The sequence below is a fragment of the Prevotella vespertina genome, from assembly GCF_009728485.1.
Taxonomy (GTDB): domain Bacteria; phylum Bacteroidota; class Bacteroidia; order Bacteroidales; family Bacteroidaceae; genus Prevotella; species Prevotella vespertina.
In genome coordinates this window covers 43,725-62,354 of record NZ_VVIQ01000009.1, presented here as the reverse complement: position 1 = coordinate 62,354, position 18,630 = coordinate 43,725, and the positions used below count along the sequence as shown (strand labels likewise).

General features: G+C 40.9%; 14 protein-coding genes and 1 tRNA gene. 8 read left to right on the top strand and 7 right to left on the bottom strand.

The genetic code is table 11. From position 1 onward, the window contains the following. Window positions 1-5: 5 nt before the first annotated feature. The gene (locus F0475_RS08810) at window positions 6-872 is read left to right on the top strand and encodes a hypothetical protein (protein WP_234422982.1); all 867 of its coding nucleotides are present in this window, start codon (window positions 6-8) and stop codon (window positions 870-872) included. Between the two features lie 84 nt (window positions 873-956). On the opposite strand, the gene F0475_RS08805 is transcribed toward F0475_RS08810, so the two are convergent. Together F0475_RS08805 and F0475_RS08800 are read right to left on the bottom strand one after the other, a co-directional pair. Continuing rightward, window positions 957-2,162 carry a bifunctional 3,4-dihydroxy-2-butanone-4-phosphate synthase/GTP cyclohydrolase II gene (locus F0475_RS08805; protein WP_155716329.1) on the bottom strand — a complete coding sequence of 402 codons (1,206 nt, stop codon included), beginning with the start codon at window positions 2,160-2,162 and terminating at the stop codon, window positions 957-959. Window positions 2,163-2,168: 6 nt separating this feature from the next. Further along, entirely contained in the window at window positions 2,169-4,103 is a 1,935-nt protein-coding gene (locus tag F0475_RS08800) for an LptF/LptG family permease (RefSeq protein ID WP_155716328.1), read from the bottom strand. 253 nt (window positions 4,104-4,356) lie between these two features. Here F0475_RS08800 and F0475_RS11945 point away from each other — a divergent pair, with 253 nt between their 5' ends. The 3 genes from F0475_RS11945 (at window position 4,357) to F0475_RS08790 (ending at window position 7,278) form a co-directional block, all read left to right on the top strand. Next, window positions 4,357-4,488: a hypothetical protein gene (locus F0475_RS11945; RefSeq protein WP_262885091.1), complete on the top strand. Its 132-nt coding sequence runs from the start codon at window positions 4,357-4,359 to the stop codon at window positions 4,486-4,488. 109 nt (window positions 4,489-4,597) lie between these two features. Further along, window positions 4,598-4,671, top strand: a tRNA-Met gene (locus F0475_RS08795). Window positions 4,672-4,980: 309 nt separating this feature from the next. Continuing rightward, window positions 4,981-7,278 carry an outer membrane beta-barrel protein gene (locus F0475_RS08790; RefSeq protein WP_155716327.1) on the top strand — a complete coding sequence of 766 codons (2,298 nt, stop codon included), beginning with the start codon at window positions 4,981-4,983 and terminating at the stop codon, window positions 7,276-7,278. A 114-nt stretch (window positions 7,279-7,392) separates the two neighbouring features. Here the strand turns inward: F0475_RS08790 and F0475_RS08785 are convergent, their stop codons facing one another. Continuing rightward, window positions 7,393-7,563 (bottom strand): DUF362 domain-containing protein, encoded by a 171-nt coding sequence (locus F0475_RS08785; RefSeq protein ID WP_004383733.1) that lies wholly within the window; start codon window positions 7,561-7,563, stop codon window positions 7,393-7,395. Window positions 7,564-7,977: 414 nt separating this feature from the next. Here F0475_RS08785 and porT point away from each other — a divergent pair, with 414 nt between their 5' ends. Continuing rightward, window positions 7,978-8,724, top strand: a complete 747-nt coding sequence (porT, locus tag F0475_RS08780; protein WP_155716326.1) for a type IX secretion/gliding motility protein PorT/SprT — start codon at window positions 7,978-7,980, stop codon at window positions 8,722-8,724. Between the two features lie 314 nt (window positions 8,725-9,038). Further along, the gene (locus F0475_RS08775) at window positions 9,039-9,371 is read left to right on the top strand and encodes a hypothetical protein (RefSeq protein WP_155716325.1); all 333 of its coding nucleotides are present in this window, start codon (window positions 9,039-9,041) and stop codon (window positions 9,369-9,371) included. A 231-nt stretch (window positions 9,372-9,602) separates the two neighbouring features. Here F0475_RS08775 and F0475_RS08770 read toward each other — a convergent pair whose 3' ends face one another. Next, window positions 9,603-12,611, bottom strand: a complete 3,009-nt coding sequence (locus tag F0475_RS08770) for a PEP/pyruvate-binding domain-containing protein (RefSeq protein ID WP_155716324.1) — start codon at window positions 12,609-12,611, stop codon at window positions 9,603-9,605. Between the two features lie 256 nt (window positions 12,612-12,867). Between F0475_RS08770 and gdhA the strand changes: the two genes are divergently transcribed. Next, window positions 12,868-14,205 (top strand): NADP-specific glutamate dehydrogenase, encoded by a 1,338-nt coding sequence (gene gdhA / locus F0475_RS08765; protein ID WP_155716323.1) that lies wholly within the window; start codon window positions 12,868-12,870, stop codon window positions 14,203-14,205. Between the two features lie 96 nt (window positions 14,206-14,301). Further along, entirely contained in the window at window positions 14,302-15,123 is an 822-nt protein-coding gene (locus tag F0475_RS08760) for a septal ring lytic transglycosylase RlpA family protein (protein WP_155716322.1), read from the top strand. Window positions 15,124-15,393: 270 nt separating this feature from the next. Here the strand turns inward: F0475_RS08760 and F0475_RS08755 are convergent, their stop codons facing one another. The 3 genes from F0475_RS08755 to F0475_RS08745 form a co-directional block, all read right to left on the bottom strand. Continuing rightward, window positions 15,394-16,242, bottom strand: coding sequence for a hypothetical protein (locus tag F0475_RS08755; protein WP_155716321.1), 849 nt, complete (start codon window positions 16,240-16,242; stop codon window positions 15,394-15,396). An 838-nt stretch (window positions 16,243-17,080) separates the two neighbouring features. Continuing rightward, window positions 17,081-17,563, bottom strand: a complete 483-nt coding sequence (gene rplQ / locus F0475_RS08750; protein WP_155716320.1) for a 50S ribosomal protein L17 — start codon at window positions 17,561-17,563, stop codon at window positions 17,081-17,083. A gap of 57 nt (window positions 17,564-17,620) precedes the next feature. Further along, window positions 17,621-18,619: a DNA-directed RNA polymerase subunit alpha gene (locus F0475_RS08745; RefSeq protein ID WP_004361631.1), complete on the bottom strand. Its 999-nt coding sequence runs from the start codon at window positions 18,617-18,619 to the stop codon at window positions 17,621-17,623. Window positions 18,620-18,630: the final 11 nt, after the last annotated feature.

Here is an 18,630-nt window from a genome sequence, read left to right as displayed (position 1 = left end):
AGCTTATGAAAACTATCTTACTTAGCATGTTGCTAGCATACAGCTCATCAGCTCTCGCATCCGTAAGTATCAATGACACACTAACGATTGAAGAAGCACGACAAGTAAAGATTATCACAAACGATTCTCTACAACATATCGAGGTGCTGGGGAGTAAGAATAATCCCACTTACCGATACGTGAACACCATTCAATTGGTGGATAGCAACTACGTGAGCACTTCGTCAATCAATGAGAAATCATGGGATTTCTCTATTGCAGGGTTTAATAAACCTAAGGATAGCAGCCGCACACTAGAGTTTGCTACTCGATTAGCTTTCGGTTTCAACAGTGCGCCTGGGATTCCTCATGCTGCAGATATACAACCTTTCAAGTCATGGGAGATATGGTGGATTATTGCTGATTGGGTATATAAGCCATGGCGTAGCAATCATAAATTTTCTGTAGGAGTAGGTGTTGACTGGCGCAACTATCGCATTACGGGCAATCAACGATTTGTAAAAGATAACAACGCAGTGTCACTTACCAGCTATCCCACAAATAGTAGTCCTAAGTTCTCACGCATTAAGGTCTTTAGTGTTAACTTCCCAATTACCTATCAGTATGATGGGAAATACTTTGGTTTCACTCTTGGACCAGTTATAAATCTCAACACATATAGCAGTTTGAAGACTCGTTATAACCTCAATGAACATAAGATAGAAGACGAAAACAGTGGTATTCGCGTGAAGCCTGTGACCATTGACTTTATGTGTTCTGTCAACATTAATGGCGGTCCTGACTTCTATGTGAAGTATAGTCCATGCGACTTAATGCGTAACGGATATGGACCAAAGTTCAAAACTCTCTCATTCGGTATCTTACTTCGTTAACACCACGAACAATCTCAGACAAACAAAAAGCTTCGAAAGCTATAGGCTTCCGAAGCTTTTTTATCTCTTAGCGATTATAAAGGTTTATAGGTGCAAGTCATGCCCCATACGATCACGCTTTGTCTTTAAATAACGATAATCGAACTTATTAGGAGCTATCTCGATGGGCACGTTCTCCGTAATCTCAAGTCCGTAAGCCTCAAGACCGACACGCTTTGTGGGGTTATTCGTCATCAATCGCATCTTATGAACACCTAGATGGCGTAGCATCTGAGCCCCACAACCATAATCACGCTCATCTGGTCGGAAGCCAAGATGTAAATTAGCTTCAACAGTATCAAGTCCTTCATCCTGCAACTTATACGCTGCTATCTTATTCATCAGACCGATACCGCGCCCCTCTTGTTGCATATAGATGATAACCCCCTTGCCCTCTTTTTCTATCATTTCCATTGCTTTATGGAGTTGTTCCCCACAATCACAACGCTTACTGCCAAGAATATCTCCTGTCGCACATGACGAATGAACACGAACAAGAATAGGCTCATCATCCTTCCAAGAGCCCTTTATCAGCGCCATGTTTTCCAGCCCATTAGCCTGACGGAAAGGTATCAATCGGAACGTACCATACTGTGTCGGAAGTGCCACCTCATCGCCTACTTCAATGCTAGACTCCTTCTTCAATCGGTAAGCAATGATATCTTTTATACTGATAATCTTCATTCCCCACTCCTTAGCACGCTTCTGAAGATCAGGCATACGAGCCATAGTTCCATCTTCATTCATAATCTCCATCAACACACCAGCAGGGAAACAACCTGCGAGTTTACAGAGATCTACAGCTGCTTCGGTATGTCCAGAACGGCGTAAGACACCATTGTCTTGAGCATAAAGAGGGTTTATATGACCTGGACGACCAAAGGTTTGAGGAGTTGAATTAGGGTCTGCCAACGCCTTAATGGTTGCAGCACGATCATGTGCAGAAACGCCAGTTGAGCATCCTTCCAACTTATCCACTGTCACCGTGAAAGGCGTTCCTAACATAGATGTATTATCAGATACTTGATGTGGCAAGTCCAACTCATCAGCCCGAGAAAGAGTTACTGGCACACATAAGACACCACGAGCATTCTTCAACATAAAGTTTACTTTCTCTGGTGTTATCATCTCTGCCGCCATGATAAGATCACCTTCATTCTCGCGATCTTCATCATCTACGACTATAACAAACTTTCCTTCACGGAAATCCTTTAGTGCATCTTCGATGCTATTAAGTTTAAACTCTTCCATATCTTGTTACTGATTATTATTGTTTTCTATTCTCAACACCCATCCTCCATGCGCTTCAATCTCTGCTATAATCTCGTTATTACAGGTCGTAATTGTACGTAAATCATTATAGAGACGGAGCCTGAAACGCCACATTCTTATATAGAAGAATATACCTGCGGGGACGATGATTGCCGAAGTTATGTTCATCCATCTGCGATCAAACGGACGTGTATGTGCTTTAACTGCAAGGATCGGATACTTATTTAAAGAGGTGAGGATTACTCTGTTTCGAGTATTTCCTAATTCCTCAATAATGCTCTCCAACTCTGCATTAATATTCTCAATAGTATGATCGGCATGGTAACGGAAGAACACTTTAACCACATTTGGCAATGCTTTAAGGTTGCGCGACTGAGAGTAACGGGCTATCTTTCCATTCATACTCCTCAATTGCTCGGCTATCTTTATATAGTCTGGATCATTGATAATAACCTCTTTGCTTGCTATACTACGCTTGATACGCAAGCCAAGCATACGCCTCAAAACATTCCTATAAGCGTCAGCATTGAATACTGCCGAATCATTATTTGCTTTATAAGTAAAGAATGCTGCCATCGGAACTAACACTGCCATTGATAGCCCGCGACCGAACCATATAGCCCAATCTCCCTGTCGGGACATGCGGTAACCAGTGTTATCAAGGATGTAATAAACGATGAATACCAACACACTCACTATAATTGGTATTCCCAAACCACCCTTTCGGATGATAGCACCCAATGGTGCGCCGATGAAGAAGAAGACGATACAAATAAGCGAAATAGTAAACTTGTTGATAAATTCTATCTCATGTTGTCGTATCATCTTATCGCCATCGCTGGTGATCATAGACTTGAAGTCGAGGTCGCTAACCTCCTGTTGAACGGTCGACAAAGCCTGATCTACGATCAGTCGTCGTTGATCAGCTGGAAGCCTCTTATATAATGAATCGATATCGAACTTCTTGTTATCTGCTATCTTAATAGCCTGCTTCTTATCCGCAGAAGATAGTTTGGGAACAGGGTAATAAAGCGATTGTGCATCTTTGTAATAAGCCTTTCCTACACTGTCATATACATGCACTAACGAGTCCTTGTCATGGCTTATCTTCTCCAGACTCTTCGTTCGCGCATCACTCGAAATACCTGTAGCATCAGTCAAATTAAAGTCTCCGTCGAAATCTAAGACTATATGTTTATGGGCGAAAGTTTCCCTTCGGTAAGGTACACTCGCACTATTTCCCATCTCTTGCGAACGCATGTTCTCAAACCATTCACCACTCCATAAGTTCAAGACAAGATGCTTCTTTTCAGCCGTAGACTGCAACATCCCAGAGTCTGCAAGGATGATTGCTTGATCCTCATAACTATCTGTCATGCGATACACCATTATATTATAAAGGTGTCCACTCTTCATGTCTTTTCGCTCAACATATAGATTCGTCTGTGGGATACCATCGTAGAAAACACCCTCAGGGATCTCTAATTCAGGACTTTTATGCCGCATAGAAATAAGCAGTTGAGCCATATTCTTCTGTGCCATAGGACCTATATTGTTTTGGAAATAGAATGAAGCTCCGGCGATGATAACGCTTATCACGATCAGACCACGGAATGATTGAATCAGAGAAATACCTGCCGATTTGATCGCAGTAAGCTCCGAACTCTCACCAAGGTTACCGTATGCTATCAGTGAAGAGAGGAGGATTGCAAGTGGAAGAGCCTGTGGAACCATCATCAAACTCATATACCAGAAGAACTGTCCGAGCACCTCCATCGACAGTCCCTTACCTATCAAGTCATCCACATAACGCCATAAGAACTGCATCATCAGCACGAACAAACTGATAAAGAACGTTCCTGCGAAGAGCATACCAAACTGTTTGGCGATGAAGATATCTAATTTCTTGATACGAAACATGTACTGTCTTAGGATTGTTTACTGCTTTTATTTTCCTTGCAAAAGTACATAAAAATATCAGAGTAAAGGTCTTTTTTAGTATTTTTATTCTTTTCTCAAAGCCATCATAACGGCTTCTAAAAACGGAGTTATAACCCATCAACATTGTTATCAGTCACTAACCGCAATTTAAAAGAGCCTTTCCTTACAGAAAGGAAATGCCCTTCTCACATCGAACTAGGCGTTTCTTCAATTCAAAGAGAGGCTTCCTTCGATGTCAAGAGAGGCTCTCTTCAATGCAAGGAAACGCCCTCTTCAAATCAAGGGAACGCTCCCTTGGCTTGCTAATGCTACTACTTACTTCTTCTATCAACCTCTATCAGCATTCTTCTTCATCGATCATTAGCATTAGACAAAAACCTTATCAGGATTATAAAAAAGTTGAATAACATTTGTAAGTATCATTTTTTTTCTATACCTTTGCAACCGCTTTAGAACACTAAGGCACGTTGGATGGCGGGATAGCTCAGCTGGTTAGAGCGTCGGATTCATAATCCGGAGGTCGTGGGTTCGGGTCCCACCCCCGCTACAAAGATGGGAGTTACAGATTGTTCTGTAACTCTTTTTTTGTTGAAGTAAGGATGAGTACGAATGTAGCTACGGGTTAGGGAGCATCAAATTCACCTTTTTATATAGAAGAGCTTATCGAACAACAAGTACACGAGGAAGCATCTACAATTATGTAAAAAACATGCGAAGAGTCTTTGTCATGTCGTTGTTTTTTTTTAATTTCGCAGAGTTTTAGTTTTTAATAGATAGTGGTTAAAGAGGAAACAACAATCACTCAGGGCAGAACCAAAGCCTCTATCCATCTAATAACCTATAAGATATAACCATAATGAAAAGATTTCTTCTGTGCATAGCAGTACTGAGTTTTTACGTTAACTTGCATGCAAAAGTTGTCATAACAGGGCAAGTTACTGACGAAACAACATCCCCTATCATTGGTGCCGTAGTCAAGTTGGTCACTCAAACAACGTTAATTACACAGACAGTAACCAACAATGAGGGTTTATTTAACCTTACAATGGAGGAGAGCGATGGGCACAAAGAACTCATCATAACCTATATGGGATATGCTGATTATCGTGTATCTCTGGAGAACACACAAAGGAATACAGACCTTGGAAAGATTCAACTGACTCCTTCCACACAAGAGTTAAAAGGTGTAGAAGTGGTTGGGAAGCGTGAAATACAGAAGATTGATCGGCGTATTATTACCCCTTCAAAACTCCAGCTAAAGGCTTCTACTAACGGAGTAATGCTCATACAGAACATGCAATTAGCTGGTATTCGGGTCAACACCATTGATAATACCATCACGACGACGACTGGAGATGCTGTCCAATTACGCATTAATGGTGTCATAGCAAAGATAGAAGAAGTAAAAGCCCTACGCCCTCAAGACATTGTAAAGGTTGAATACCACGATATGCCTGGACTACGTTTTAACGGTGCAGCTGCCGTCCTCGACTTCATTGTGAAGTATAAGAATAAAGGTGGAAACATCAATGGTGACCTCACCGATGGACTATCGATGTTAGGCTATGGAGACAACCTTTTGTCTGCCAACTATCACAAAGGTAGATCCGAAATAAAGTCTTCTTTCTATTGGAATAGGCGTGATTTGAAGTGGAAAAGAGAGAACTACGAGGAGTACCACTACCCTCATCAGACCATAGAGAATAGAGAAATTGGTGAGCCAACAAAGGTTAAGTTTGATAATATGAGCTTCTCTCTGTGGTACAACTATTCGTTTAAGAAAAGCAGTATTAGTGCTATCTTCCGTGATTACTACAATAAAGAATCTAACTCAATGGAGGATAGAATCAGTACGCTTTATCGTGGTACTGATGCCTACCACATCACCGACTTTAGGCATGGACACGATAACACACCCTCGTTAGATTTGTATTTTCAAACTGAGCTTGCCCATAACCAGCACTTGTACTTCGACCTAATTGGCACTTACATCAATAGCCATAGCCAGCGTACATACACCTTATCATCAACCACACAACCTACTCAGACGATTGCTTCCATTACTGATGGTAACAAGTACTCCATAATAGGTGAGGGCATTTATGAGCGCATGTTCAAGGATAGCAAACTGTCGTTTGGGTTCAAGCATACGCAGATGTACACCAATAACACGTATGATGGAAACATCCAAAGTCAGGTAAATATGAATACAGCGGAGACTTTCGCTTACACTGAATGGATGTCAAAACTGGGCAAGCTAACCTATACCCTCGGGTTGGGAGGGATGTGTATTTACAACCATCAGCACGATAAGAAGCTATCGAAATTCATCCTTCGTCCGAAGCTCTCTCTCGCTTATCAACCTTGTAGTAACGTAACTTTAAAATATCAAGGATACGTTTCAGCTTATGCTCCTTCGCTATCCGATATGAGCAATGTGTCACAGGATATTGACGTATATCAGCTTAGAAAGGGCAATCCTAACCTAAAGTCTGTAACCTTCGTATCGAATGAGTTGTCCTTAAACTGGGGCACAAAATGGTGCGATCTATCGTTATTTGGAAGGTATAGTTACGATTCTCACCCTATCATGGAAGAGACTTATATTGACAACGGAAAGTTTGTTAGGACAATAGATAACCAAAAGAACTTCCACAGACTACATACCCAAATGGACATAAAGTTGCATCCCTTTGGCGATTGGTTCTCGTTACAACTTACTCCATTCTTCAATCGGTACATCAGTAACGGGCATACTTACGCACATACACTCTCGAACTGGGGACTGAATGGAAATCTACTGGTAATGTACAAGCAATGGGTATTCACAGCCAAAGTACAGGCCAGATACAATGAATTATGGGGTGAAACTCTTACCAAAGGAGAAGCGAATCACTCCATATCAGTAGGTTATAACAAAGACAAATGGGCGTTAAATCTTATCATGGTATTACCTTTCTCTAAACAATACTCAAATGAGACGGATAACTTGTCACGCCTCGCTCCTAATCGTCAACTGGCTTTCTCAAAGAGTTTTAGACGAATACTTCTGCTTAACTTCACATTCAATTTGAATTATGGAAAAAGCAAATCAAGCATCAATAAACGTATTTCCAACTCTGATAATGATGCTGGTATCATGCATGGAAGATAAAACAAACACCTTTCGAATCGCTCCTCTCTTATGGGAGGAGCCATCATCAATACAACAAAAAAGGCGAGCCTCGAAAGGTTCGCCTTATGAATTTAATCAGTAACAGTAGTGTCCTTACTCTGGAAGACTAATTGCCTCGTTAGGACAAACTGATGCACAAGTACCACACTCAGTGCATGCGTCTGCGTCAATCTTATAGATATCGCCCTCAGAGATAGCCTCTACTGGACACTCATCAATACATGTACCACATGCGATACAATCGTTGCCAATTACGTAAGCCATAATATAATGTCTTTAATGTTAATAATGTTTTTGTACTATAAATAGGCTTCTATACCTACTTCTGATGGTGCAAAGGTAACAAGAAAATCGTTAATACCTAAAGATTATGAGATAAATTACAAATATTTAGACGGCATAAAAATAGAAAAAGGGGGCTTTTCAACAAGCCTTTTCATAGAACAATTAGACCTCTTACAGCTTATTATATCTAACATAAAACACAGCATACTAACATCTTACATCACATTCAAACAATCTCTCACATTGCCCTCTTCCATCTCTCTCAACCAATATCTCAAGCGATAAAGATTGTATTGTAAGATTTTACTAACAAAGTATTAGAACACAGAATACCTACAAGTAAGTAGGTACACAGACAATAAAAAGGAGGTAAAACACGTTTAAGAAGACAAGATGAAGAGAATTATATTATCATTAACTCTGCTTGTCATCGTCCTAACAAGCGGTGCCCAGGAACGGAAAGTACAGAACCGTCCCTATACAGACTTGCGTAATTTCCACTTCGGTGTACTTGTTGGTACACACTTGCAAGATATTGAATTGAATAATGTTGGACCTCAAATGATTGACTTAGAGGATGGTGCCGGACCTGTGGAAAAGACCATCTCCGCCGATCAAGACCGATGGGATGCAGGCTTCACTGTCGGTGTCTTGGGTGAACTACGCCTCAACCAAACCCTCCAACTACGCATTGCTCCTGCCATGTACTTCGGTACTCGGCACCTTACCTTTCGTAATCTTACAGACTTAAACAGCCTTGGCGAGCCTACAGAACAGGTGCAGGAGTTGAAGACCGCATACGTTTCTTGTGCCTTCGACCTCATCGCTGCGGCTCCAAGATTCAATAATCACCGCCCTTATGTCATGTTAGGTCTTAACCCAATGATGAATCTCTCGGGTAAAGACAACGACTATCTGAAACTTAAAAAGAGTGATTTCTTCCTCGAGGTAGGTCTCGGCTGTGATTTTTATCTACCTTACTTTAAGTTAAGACCAGAGCTAAAATTCATGTACAGTCTCACTAACAGCCTTGATAAAAACCATTCCAAGAACCTTAGAGACAAGCACATGCTCATGTACACCAACGCTGTCAACGAGTCACGAACTAAGATGATAGCCCTCACATTCTACTTTGAATAACCTTTCGCAATCTTCTTTTACACCCTGATTATTCGTTCAGAGGATTAGTAAAAAAGCCCGATTACAGATAAAGAAAGCCTTTTAAAATCTATGTAAATTTGGAGTTTAACTTCAAAATTACATAGATTTTGCTTTAAAAACACCCTTTTCTCTTGTCTTATCAGTATATTTTATGTAATTTTGAAGTCGTACTTCAAGATTACATAAAACGATCAATTACAAGCATATAGCAAACATTTTCTGATAGAAAAGAGGTCTATTACGAGAAAAAAGAGTATATTTGCAACATTATTAACAGCAAACTATAACAGAGCATGAAACAATCTTTTATCTTTATCGTAGCCCTTCTCTTCAGTCTAAACATCAGTGCGCAGAAGGCGGAGATGCAAGACTCTCTGAACATACCAGTCATTCTGGTGGATGGAGTTGAGGTCAGTAACATAGACAATATAGCTAAAGATGACATCCAAAGTGTCACCGTCATCAAGACTCCAAGCGTCACGAAGCTGTTTGCGCCGCGCTTGGGCGGAGTGCTATGTATCACCACTAAGTCTAAAAAATACCTCAAAGAGATAATTGAGAAATACCAAGAAGACAAGAAGAAAGCTGACAAGAAGAAAGAAGAAGGTAAGATTTATATAAGGTAAAGACGATTAATTCTTGTTGAAATAATGCCACAAAAAAGGGACAGATAACCTCATCTGTCCCTATAATTATATACCTGTTCAAATAGAACTAACTAATAGGTGATATTAAAGAGACGCTCTCTTCACAACAAAGGAAGCCTCTCTTGAGATGGAAGAGAGGCTCTCCTTAATACAAGGAAACGCCTCCTTAAAATGGAGAACATAACATATCTTACTTAACAACATACCTTTTTACTCCTTAGAAAACATCACTACCCCCTCTTGTTTCTTACCATCCATCATTATCTTAAGCGGTTTTTGGAAACGAACATGGCGTACCCATTGCGTTTCCTCAACAGCTGGAAGAGCATCAAGAACGCTCCGTTGATAGAAACCATCACCCTTATAAGGATTGATAGTGAAGTAACCTACACCAAAGGAAGTAAGGTTTTGGAAGAAATGAGTACCTTGGCTCGGGTCAACGCGGTAATTCTCTAGTCCCTCTTCAACAATGATTCGAGCTGCAGAAATGTGTGACCATTTGACAGGAATACCCAACCATGGATCACTAGAACCCCATCGACCAGGCCCGACAAGGATGTAGTTAAGGTGCTGATCAAGGAACTTCTGGTTGATACTTTCTATTTCTGTTGCAATGATAGGATTATCTTTTGCAGTGAAAGAGCTATCTGTTTTGACATAAACAACATCCATCACATCATCCGATATACCATGTCCAAGAGAGTTATGACTGCGTAAGAGACATTGTTCATCAGGTATAGATGAGAGGTTCTCATCTAATCGTTGCTTTGAATCAACAATCGGTCTGATCTGAAGAAGATACAATTCTCCTGTCTTATCAGCATTTAGATTGACAGCAAACTCTATCTCCACAGGACGTCGCATAGCGTCAGCACCATAGCGCATAGCCATCTGTAACAACTCTGGTAATGGGAAAACTCCCTGTTGAAGAACGCCACAGCAGGATATAATCTTTCGCCCTTCATAAAGTCCATCATAGATTGTTTCGTCATCAACAGAATAAGTAGAAGCAATATAAAGGAGGCTTCCGTCAGACTCAGCATCTTTGAGATTGAGTTTGAGAATATTAAAACCATCATCCACTTTAAAGTCTTCCCCCACATGCTGCATATCGAGTGCATAGAATTGGGTTTGGGTCTCTCGGAGGGCTAACTTCAGTTCACTTAGCTGTAACACTTGCTGTGGATGATACGGACAAACACGTAGAGTTTGACCGCCATCAACGATATATTTACCTAATCCTAGTGCCAAAGATACGATTCCTTCTTCGGTTTTCTCCTCCCCTATTGGATAATAATTTAAGGAACGAAGAACGCCTGAAAGATTAGGATAGAATCGATTATCATATTTCTTACCGACCACTTGCTGCAAGATAACCGCCATCTTCTCTTGGTCGATGACATTACTTGTTGCAGTCATATAGGCTTTAGAGTCTCGATAATAAACAGAAGCATATACCGCCTTAATAGCGCATGCCAACATACGTAACATTTCGTATTTATCCTCTAAATAAGGTATCATATAAGTGGAATAAATACCTGCGAATGGTTGGTAATGGCTATCTTCCAACAACGAACTGGATCGAACGGCAATAGGCGAACGAGTCGCTTCGAAGAAGGCAAAGAAGTCGCCTATAAACTCATCAGGGAGCTGTGCCTCAAGGAAAGCATGGAGTATTTCATCATCGGTGGCATCGCTTAGTGCAATTTGATAAAGGTTGTTTCTCTCCATGAAACTATCGAAGACATCCGTACAGAGAACGACAGTCTTAGGGATTTGAACCTTTGCATTTGAATATTGATTGAAGTCTGGATGCCGCTTGATAACATTATCCAAGAAGGCTAAACCACGCCCCTTGCCTCCTAACGAGCCATCGCCAATACGTGCAAAGTGGGCATATTGATCGAATTTATGCCTATCGAAAAGGGCGACAACACCTTCATTTCTCATGCGACGATAGGCTACTATGGCATCAAAGATAATCTGTCTGTGTGCATCAACATCTTGTAACTTATGCCAAGTGATGTCTTTTAAGAAGGAGGAAACGGGGAATATGGCACGAGCAGACAGCCAACGACTCACATGATTGCGTGAGATATGATAGAGCATGGAGTCTTTTGGTATCTTAAAGATATTGTCTTGTAAGTCTTTTAGGTTACGGATGCGCATGACCTCAGCACGTGTTTCGGGATTGCGAAAGATGAAGTCACCAAAACCCATGTGCTCTTCAAGAAGATGACGGAGGTCAACACTCATCTTCTTAGAGTTCTTATCAACAAAACGGAAACCTTCATTCTCTGCTTTCTCACGGTTATCACTCTCAGAACTCTCTATGATTAAGGGTAGATACTCATCCTCTTGATGAATAGCACGGAGCAACTTTAAACCAGCCTCAGGGTCTTTAATTGAATGAATTGGCTGTCCCATGGTTGACTGTATGCCCTCTTCTCCATCACTAAGAGGGAATCGCATGTCGGAAATAACACCTAAGCAATTATCCTTATAACGCTGATAAACATCCCAAGCTTCCTTATAATTGCGGGCAAGAACAACCTTCGGACGACCACGTTGACGCAAGGAAGCATCGTGCCGAGTCAATGCCTCGGTAGCAAAGTTTTGACTTTGTGTAAGGATATAACTATATAAGTTAGGTAGAATAGACGAATAGAAACGGATGGAATCTTCGACAAGTAAAATCATCTGGACACCTACTTCGTGAATATCGTGCTCTATATTCATCTTGTCCTCCATTAATTTAATAATGGAAAGAATTAGGTTTGTATTACCTAACCAACAGAACACATAATCAAAGATACTTAAATCTTCATGTTCTATTCGCTTCGTTATGCCATGAGAGAAAGGCGTGAGAACAACGCAATGAATATCTGAAAACTCTGCTTTCACAGCTCTTGCCACATCAAAAGCATCGTTATCAGCATTGCCAGGCATACATATTACAAGGTCGATATCTACTGTATTCAATACTCGAGAAGCCTCTTCAATGGTCGAAACTTGCGTAAACGTAGGCGGATAACGCAACCCCAGCTCCATATACTCATTATAAATCTTCTCTTCAACACGCCCATCATCCTCTAACATAAACGCATCGTAGGGGTTAGCAACAATCAAAACGTTGTAGATACGGCGCATCATTAGATTGACAAAGCTTACATCTTTTAGGTAAAAGTTGCTCCATTGAACTGGTACTTGCTCCTTCATCGGCTTGAAACTTAATTTTCTACAAAAATACAAAATAAACACAATCCACCCTATCTTTTGGTTATTTAAATGATATATTTTTTATTACTTTGCACATTCAACATGCCTTTGACCTCGCAACAGAGGTATCAAAAAGAAAGGAGAGAACAAAAGTTTTTCGATTTTCATTTGGTTATTTGATAGAATATGGATATATTTGCTGCACCATTCTAACCGAATGACACTAACTAACATAAACAAATAAAGTCAGTTTACTATGGAAGTCGAAAAAATCATGCAAGCGCTGGAGCAGAAGCATCCAGGTGAGTCTGAGTATTTACAGGCAGTTCGTGAAGTTCTTGTCTCAGTACAGGATGTCTACAATCAGCACCCAGAGTTTGAACGTGCTAGCATCATCGAGCGTATCGTTGAGCCGGAACGTATCATCACATTCCGTGTGCCTTGGGTAGATGATCAGGGCAAGGTGCAAGTGAACATCGGTTACCGTGTTCAATTTAATGGTGCTATTGGGCCTTATAAAGGTGGTTTACGTTTCCACGCATCAGTAAATCTTAGTATCTTAAAGTTCCTTGGTTTCGAGCAAACATTTAAGAATGCACTCACAACATTACCTATGGGTGGTGGCAAGGGTGGCTCTGATTTTTCTCCACGCGGTAAGAGCGATGCTGAGATTATGCGCTTCTGTCAATCTTTCATGAATGAGTTATATCGTCATATTGGACCTGATGAGGATGTACCAGCAGGTGATATAGGCGTTGGTGGACGTGAGATTGGTTATCTCTTTGGGCAATATCGTAAGCTAACCCACCAATTCCAAGGAATGCTCACAGGTAAGGGCAGAGAATGGGGTGGCTCTATCCTCCGTCCAGAAGCAACTGGTTATGGCGCTCTCTACTTCGTTCATCAGATGATGGAGACACACGGACTTGATATAAAGGGTAAGACCGTTGCTCTCTCTGGATTTGGTAATGTGGCTTGGGGTGCCGCTAAGAAGGCAACAGAACTCGGTGCAAAGGTCATCACATTGAGTGGTCCTGATGGTTACATCTACGATCCAGATGGCATTAGCGGTGATAAGATTGAATACATGTTAGACCTTCGCAATAGTGGTAACGATGTTTGCGAACCATACGCAGAGAAGTATCCTGGAGCACAGTTCTTCAAGGGTCGTAAGCCATGGGAGCAGAAGGCTGATATCTACTTGCCATGTGCTACACAGAACGAATTGAATGGTGAAGACGCTGATAAGATTTTAGCTTATAAGCCATTGTGTGTTGCTGAGGTTTCAAATATGGGCTGTACCGCTCAAGCTGCTGATAAATTCACCGAGGCTAAACAACTCTTTGCTCCTGGCAAGGCTGTTAATGCTGGTGGTGTTGCTACATCAGGTCTCGAGATGTCACAGAACTCTCTCCGCCTCTCTTGGAGTCCGGAAGAGGTTGATCAGAAGCTCCACTACATCATGAGCTCTATCCATGAGCAGTGTGTGAAGTATGGTAAGCAAGCTGATGGTCACATTGACTATATTAAGGGCGCAAATATTGCAGGCTTTATGAAAGTAGCAAAAGCTATGCTTGCACAAGGTGTCGTATAAATAAAACCAGTCATTCCTCCCCCTCTATTCCAATCTTTATAGATGAGAGGGGGATACAAACTACTAAGAGGAGGCTGGTTTATTAATTGATTATTTATGAATACATTCAGACTTCTCTTGGTAGTTTTTTTATCACTACTAAGTAGTATTAAATTGGCAGCACAATCTTCGCTGCCAGATGGCAAAGCATCTTATTATAGTAACGGACTACATGGTCGTAAGATGAGTAATGGTGAGCGCTATGATAAGAATGCTTTTACTTGTGCACACCGAACCTTACCTTTTGGAACAAGATTAAAGGTTACAAACCCAAGGAATGGTAGGTCTGTAATTGTAAGAGTTACTGATCGTGGTCCTTTCGTGCGTGGTAGAATTGTAGATTTATCCTATGCTGCTGCTCGTGAACTAGGCACCTTGGCTAGTGGAGTTGCTTATGTAAAAGTAGAAGTGGTACCAAAAGACACAGAAATCCCATTCATGAAAGAGTCAAAGGGTATCGAGATGCCTGAGGTGGAATATGGAACTGCAGGTGTATGTTACGAGTTTATACCAGAATGGGAAAAGCAAGAAGAAGATAAGCCAAAGGAGATTGAACGCAAAGTGGATACGCGAATTGATCGTAAATACATCACGCAACAGGTGAAGAGTGAAAAGGCTCAAAGTGCAGAAGCACGTAAGAACCTTCAAAGTTCAACAGGTAGATCTTCGGCACAAGAAGCAAAATCTAAGGGAAATAATTCCACTGCACGCAATACACAATCATCAAATAATCAGCAGCAGGGCATACAGCAGAGGAAAGCAAATACACAACAAAATAAGCAGAACACACAAAACCAGAATGCAAAGAATGGTTCTAGTAGTAGCTGGACGAACTTCTTTAAACGAATCAAAGATGGTGTAACAGGCTTATTTGAGTAAGTCGTAGACTTTCTAAGGCATAAGGGAGAATATTCTGTCAAGCAGATGAATAAGGGGGATATATCCCCGCAAATAACGGATATAGATGTTAATCGCGTATCCCCTTCTGATTCACATTGCTAGAAGAATACTACAGAAAGAAAAACATAACCCAAGGACTTAAACAACAACTGGGATAGACGTTATCGCCTATCCCAGTATCTGTCGTATCAAAGCTAATTATCAGGTGTTAGTCATATATCACAATATATATTCAATCAGTCGTATGATCTATTTACTTGTCTTAATGTTGAATTCTGTTACTTTACTTATACTCTTTTGCCCTTGTAAGACGGTTACAGCAAAGGTTGCCACACCTGCCTTAAGACGCTTATCAGCCTTCACAATAGCTGTATAACGAACGCCCTTACCTGGCGCAATACTCTCTATGTGGACTGATGGACTAATATAAATATGCTGATTACCACTTGTTTCTAATACTGATGGTTGTACATCCGTGATCGTCTTATCACTATGATTCATCACTTCAAAGATAATCTTACCAACTTCATTGCGTGATAAAACGCCATCCTGATTATCATCAACAAAACGTGCATTGATTATCTCAATGTTCGGAACGTACTTATAGTTACCTGCCAACAGCTCCACGCTTGATTCTGAAGGGGTCTTACTCTTTGGTTGAGCAGCACTATAATTGCCAGTATAATCACTTCCTTCGAAATCATAAAGACGATCATCACCAGAATTAGAAGCACTGAAACCGCTACTATCTACACGATTTGGAACAGCATAAACATCTGTTTGAGTATCATTTCCATAAGTAGAACGCTCTTTTTGCTCACGTGCTTTACGCTGCTGTACCTTCTCATAATGATCGTGAACATCATCCTTAGCACGCTGATCAGCCTTCTGACCCATTGCCGCACCAATAACAGCTCCACCAGCCATACCAACTATTGTGCCTATATCTGAACCTCGACCGCCACCAGCAATTCCACCGATAGCACTTCCCAAAATACTACCCAACGAACCACCTGACATTGCACCAGAACCAGCATAGGTTCCACAACTACTCAGCAAAATAGCTGCAGATATGGGGAGGATAAATAACTTCTTCATAGACCATTGTTATTATACATTTGCAAAAGTAACAACTATATTATAGGACGACAAAGATATTTCCCTACTCGAATAGGGAAAACCCCTATAAAGACATTATCACATGATTATTGCTCGAAGATTGAATACAAGAAAAGCCTATCATAGTTCTCGTATAAAACAAATAAATTAGGATGTACGACAAGACAATAGTTATAAAATAAGACAATCAACAATGAGCCTATAACCAAGTTTCCTGCGTATACGAAGAACTTGTAGCTAGCAATCGCATAGAATTACAAAAGAGCGTCATATACCCAACTAATATAACAAAAAAGTGTCTAGTCAAATCAGGAAAAGTCATTCCCCCTAGCGGAACATTCATGTTCCCTTATTGAAACATTCGTGTTCCAGTATGGGAACATTTGTGTTCCAGCACGGGAACATTTAAGTTCCAATACAGGAACACCAACGTTCTACTAGAGAAACGACAAGTACACTATAAACAGAGAAGAGAAATTACAGACGTGAACGTTGCCATACTTACAGACGACAAAGAATAATTGTTCTATGAGAAACTCATCTCTCGCATATAAGCAATCCGATAAAATCCTTATTTAAAGTTGATTCCATTTACTACTTATGCTTACAAATGAAGCTATTACTTATGAAGAATGAAATGACTACGGGGGCCTACTTCCACTAACATAACCTGACAGCAAAAGACTCAAGTTAATCAAATATAGCCAACAACCTTATATATAAACAGAGTACATCATGGCAATGTAAATAGAAAATAAAAACTCCCGATACATTAAGTATCGAGAGTTTCCTATTATAGAGATAAAATCTGTTCAGATTATTCAGCCTTTGCCTCTTCAGCAACGTTCTCAGCAGCCTCTGCAGGTACATCAGCCTTCTTTGTAGAACGACGGCTACGACGAGTCTTCTTAGCTTCTGCCTTTGGAGTCTTAGCCATGTTCTCATCATAGTCAACAAGCTCAATAAATGCAATCTGAGCAGCGTCACCCTGACGAGTTCCGAGCTTGATAACACGTGTGTAACCACCTGGACGATCAGCTACCTTTACTGAAATCTCCTTGAAAAGCTCAGTAACAGCCTCTTTGTTCTGAAGATAACGGAATACAACACGACGTGAGTTGGTTGTATCGTTCTTAGAACGTGTGATCAGCGGCTCAACATACTTCTTAAGAGCCTTTGCCTTAGCAAGAGTCGTAGTGATTCTTTTGTGCTGAATCAAAGCAACTGCCAAGTTTGAAAGCAATGCAGCGCGGTGGTCAGCAGTACGACCCAAATGGTTGAATTTCTTATTATGTCTCATTTTGTTTTAAACTTGTTGTGGATAAACCCGTCAACTTGTCTTTAGACAATACGTCAACTATTCTTTATCCAATTTATACTTTGTAATGTCGGTTCCAAACGACAGATTCAGACTCTCGAGCAAATCATCAAGCTCAGAAAGCGATTTCTTACCAAAGTTACGGAACTTCAAGAGATCCGTCTTGTTGTACTGTACGAGGTCGCCCAGTGTCTCTACATCAGCTGCCTTTAAGCAGTTAAGTGCACGAACACTCAAGTTGAGACTTGCGTCGGTCAACTTGGTTTTCAGGAGCTGGCGCATGTGCAGAACTTCCTCATCAAACTCCTGGTTGCCCTCCTGATCTGGATTCTCGAGAGTAATCTTCTCATCAGAGAACAACATGAAGTGATAAATAAGAATCTTTGCAGCCTCTTTCAGTGCATCCTTTGGGTGGATGGAACCATCGGTCGTAACTTCAACAACCAATTTGTCATAGTCGGTCTTCTGTTCAACACGATATGGCTCAACGGCATATTTTACGTTACGAATTGGGGTGTAGATGGAATCGATTGGGAGTACGTTTACATCAGTGCAGTATTCACGATTTTCCTCAGCAGGAACGTAACCACGTCCCTTGTTGATGGTCAAATCAATCTGCATAGAAGCCTTGGAGTCTAAATGACAAATCACCAAATCAGGGTTTAACACTTCAAATCCAGTCAGATACTTACCGATATCACCTGCTTTGAATTCGGTGGAATTCTCTACGGTGATACTAACTTTCTCATTCTCGAATTCTTCTACTACTTGCTTGAATCGAACTTGCTTGAGATTCAAGATGATGTTGGTAACATCTTCCTTTACACCTGGAACTGAAGAGAACTCGTGCTCAACACCAGCAATACGGATAGTGTTGATTGCGAAGCCTTCCAGCGATGAAAGGAGGATGCGACGAAGAGCGTTACCAATGGTAACACCGAAGCCAGGCTCAAGTGGACGGAATTCGAACTTGCCGAAATGGTCATTGGCCTCCAGCATCACTACTTTATCAGGTTTTTGAAATGCTAATATCGCCATTAATTTAATGA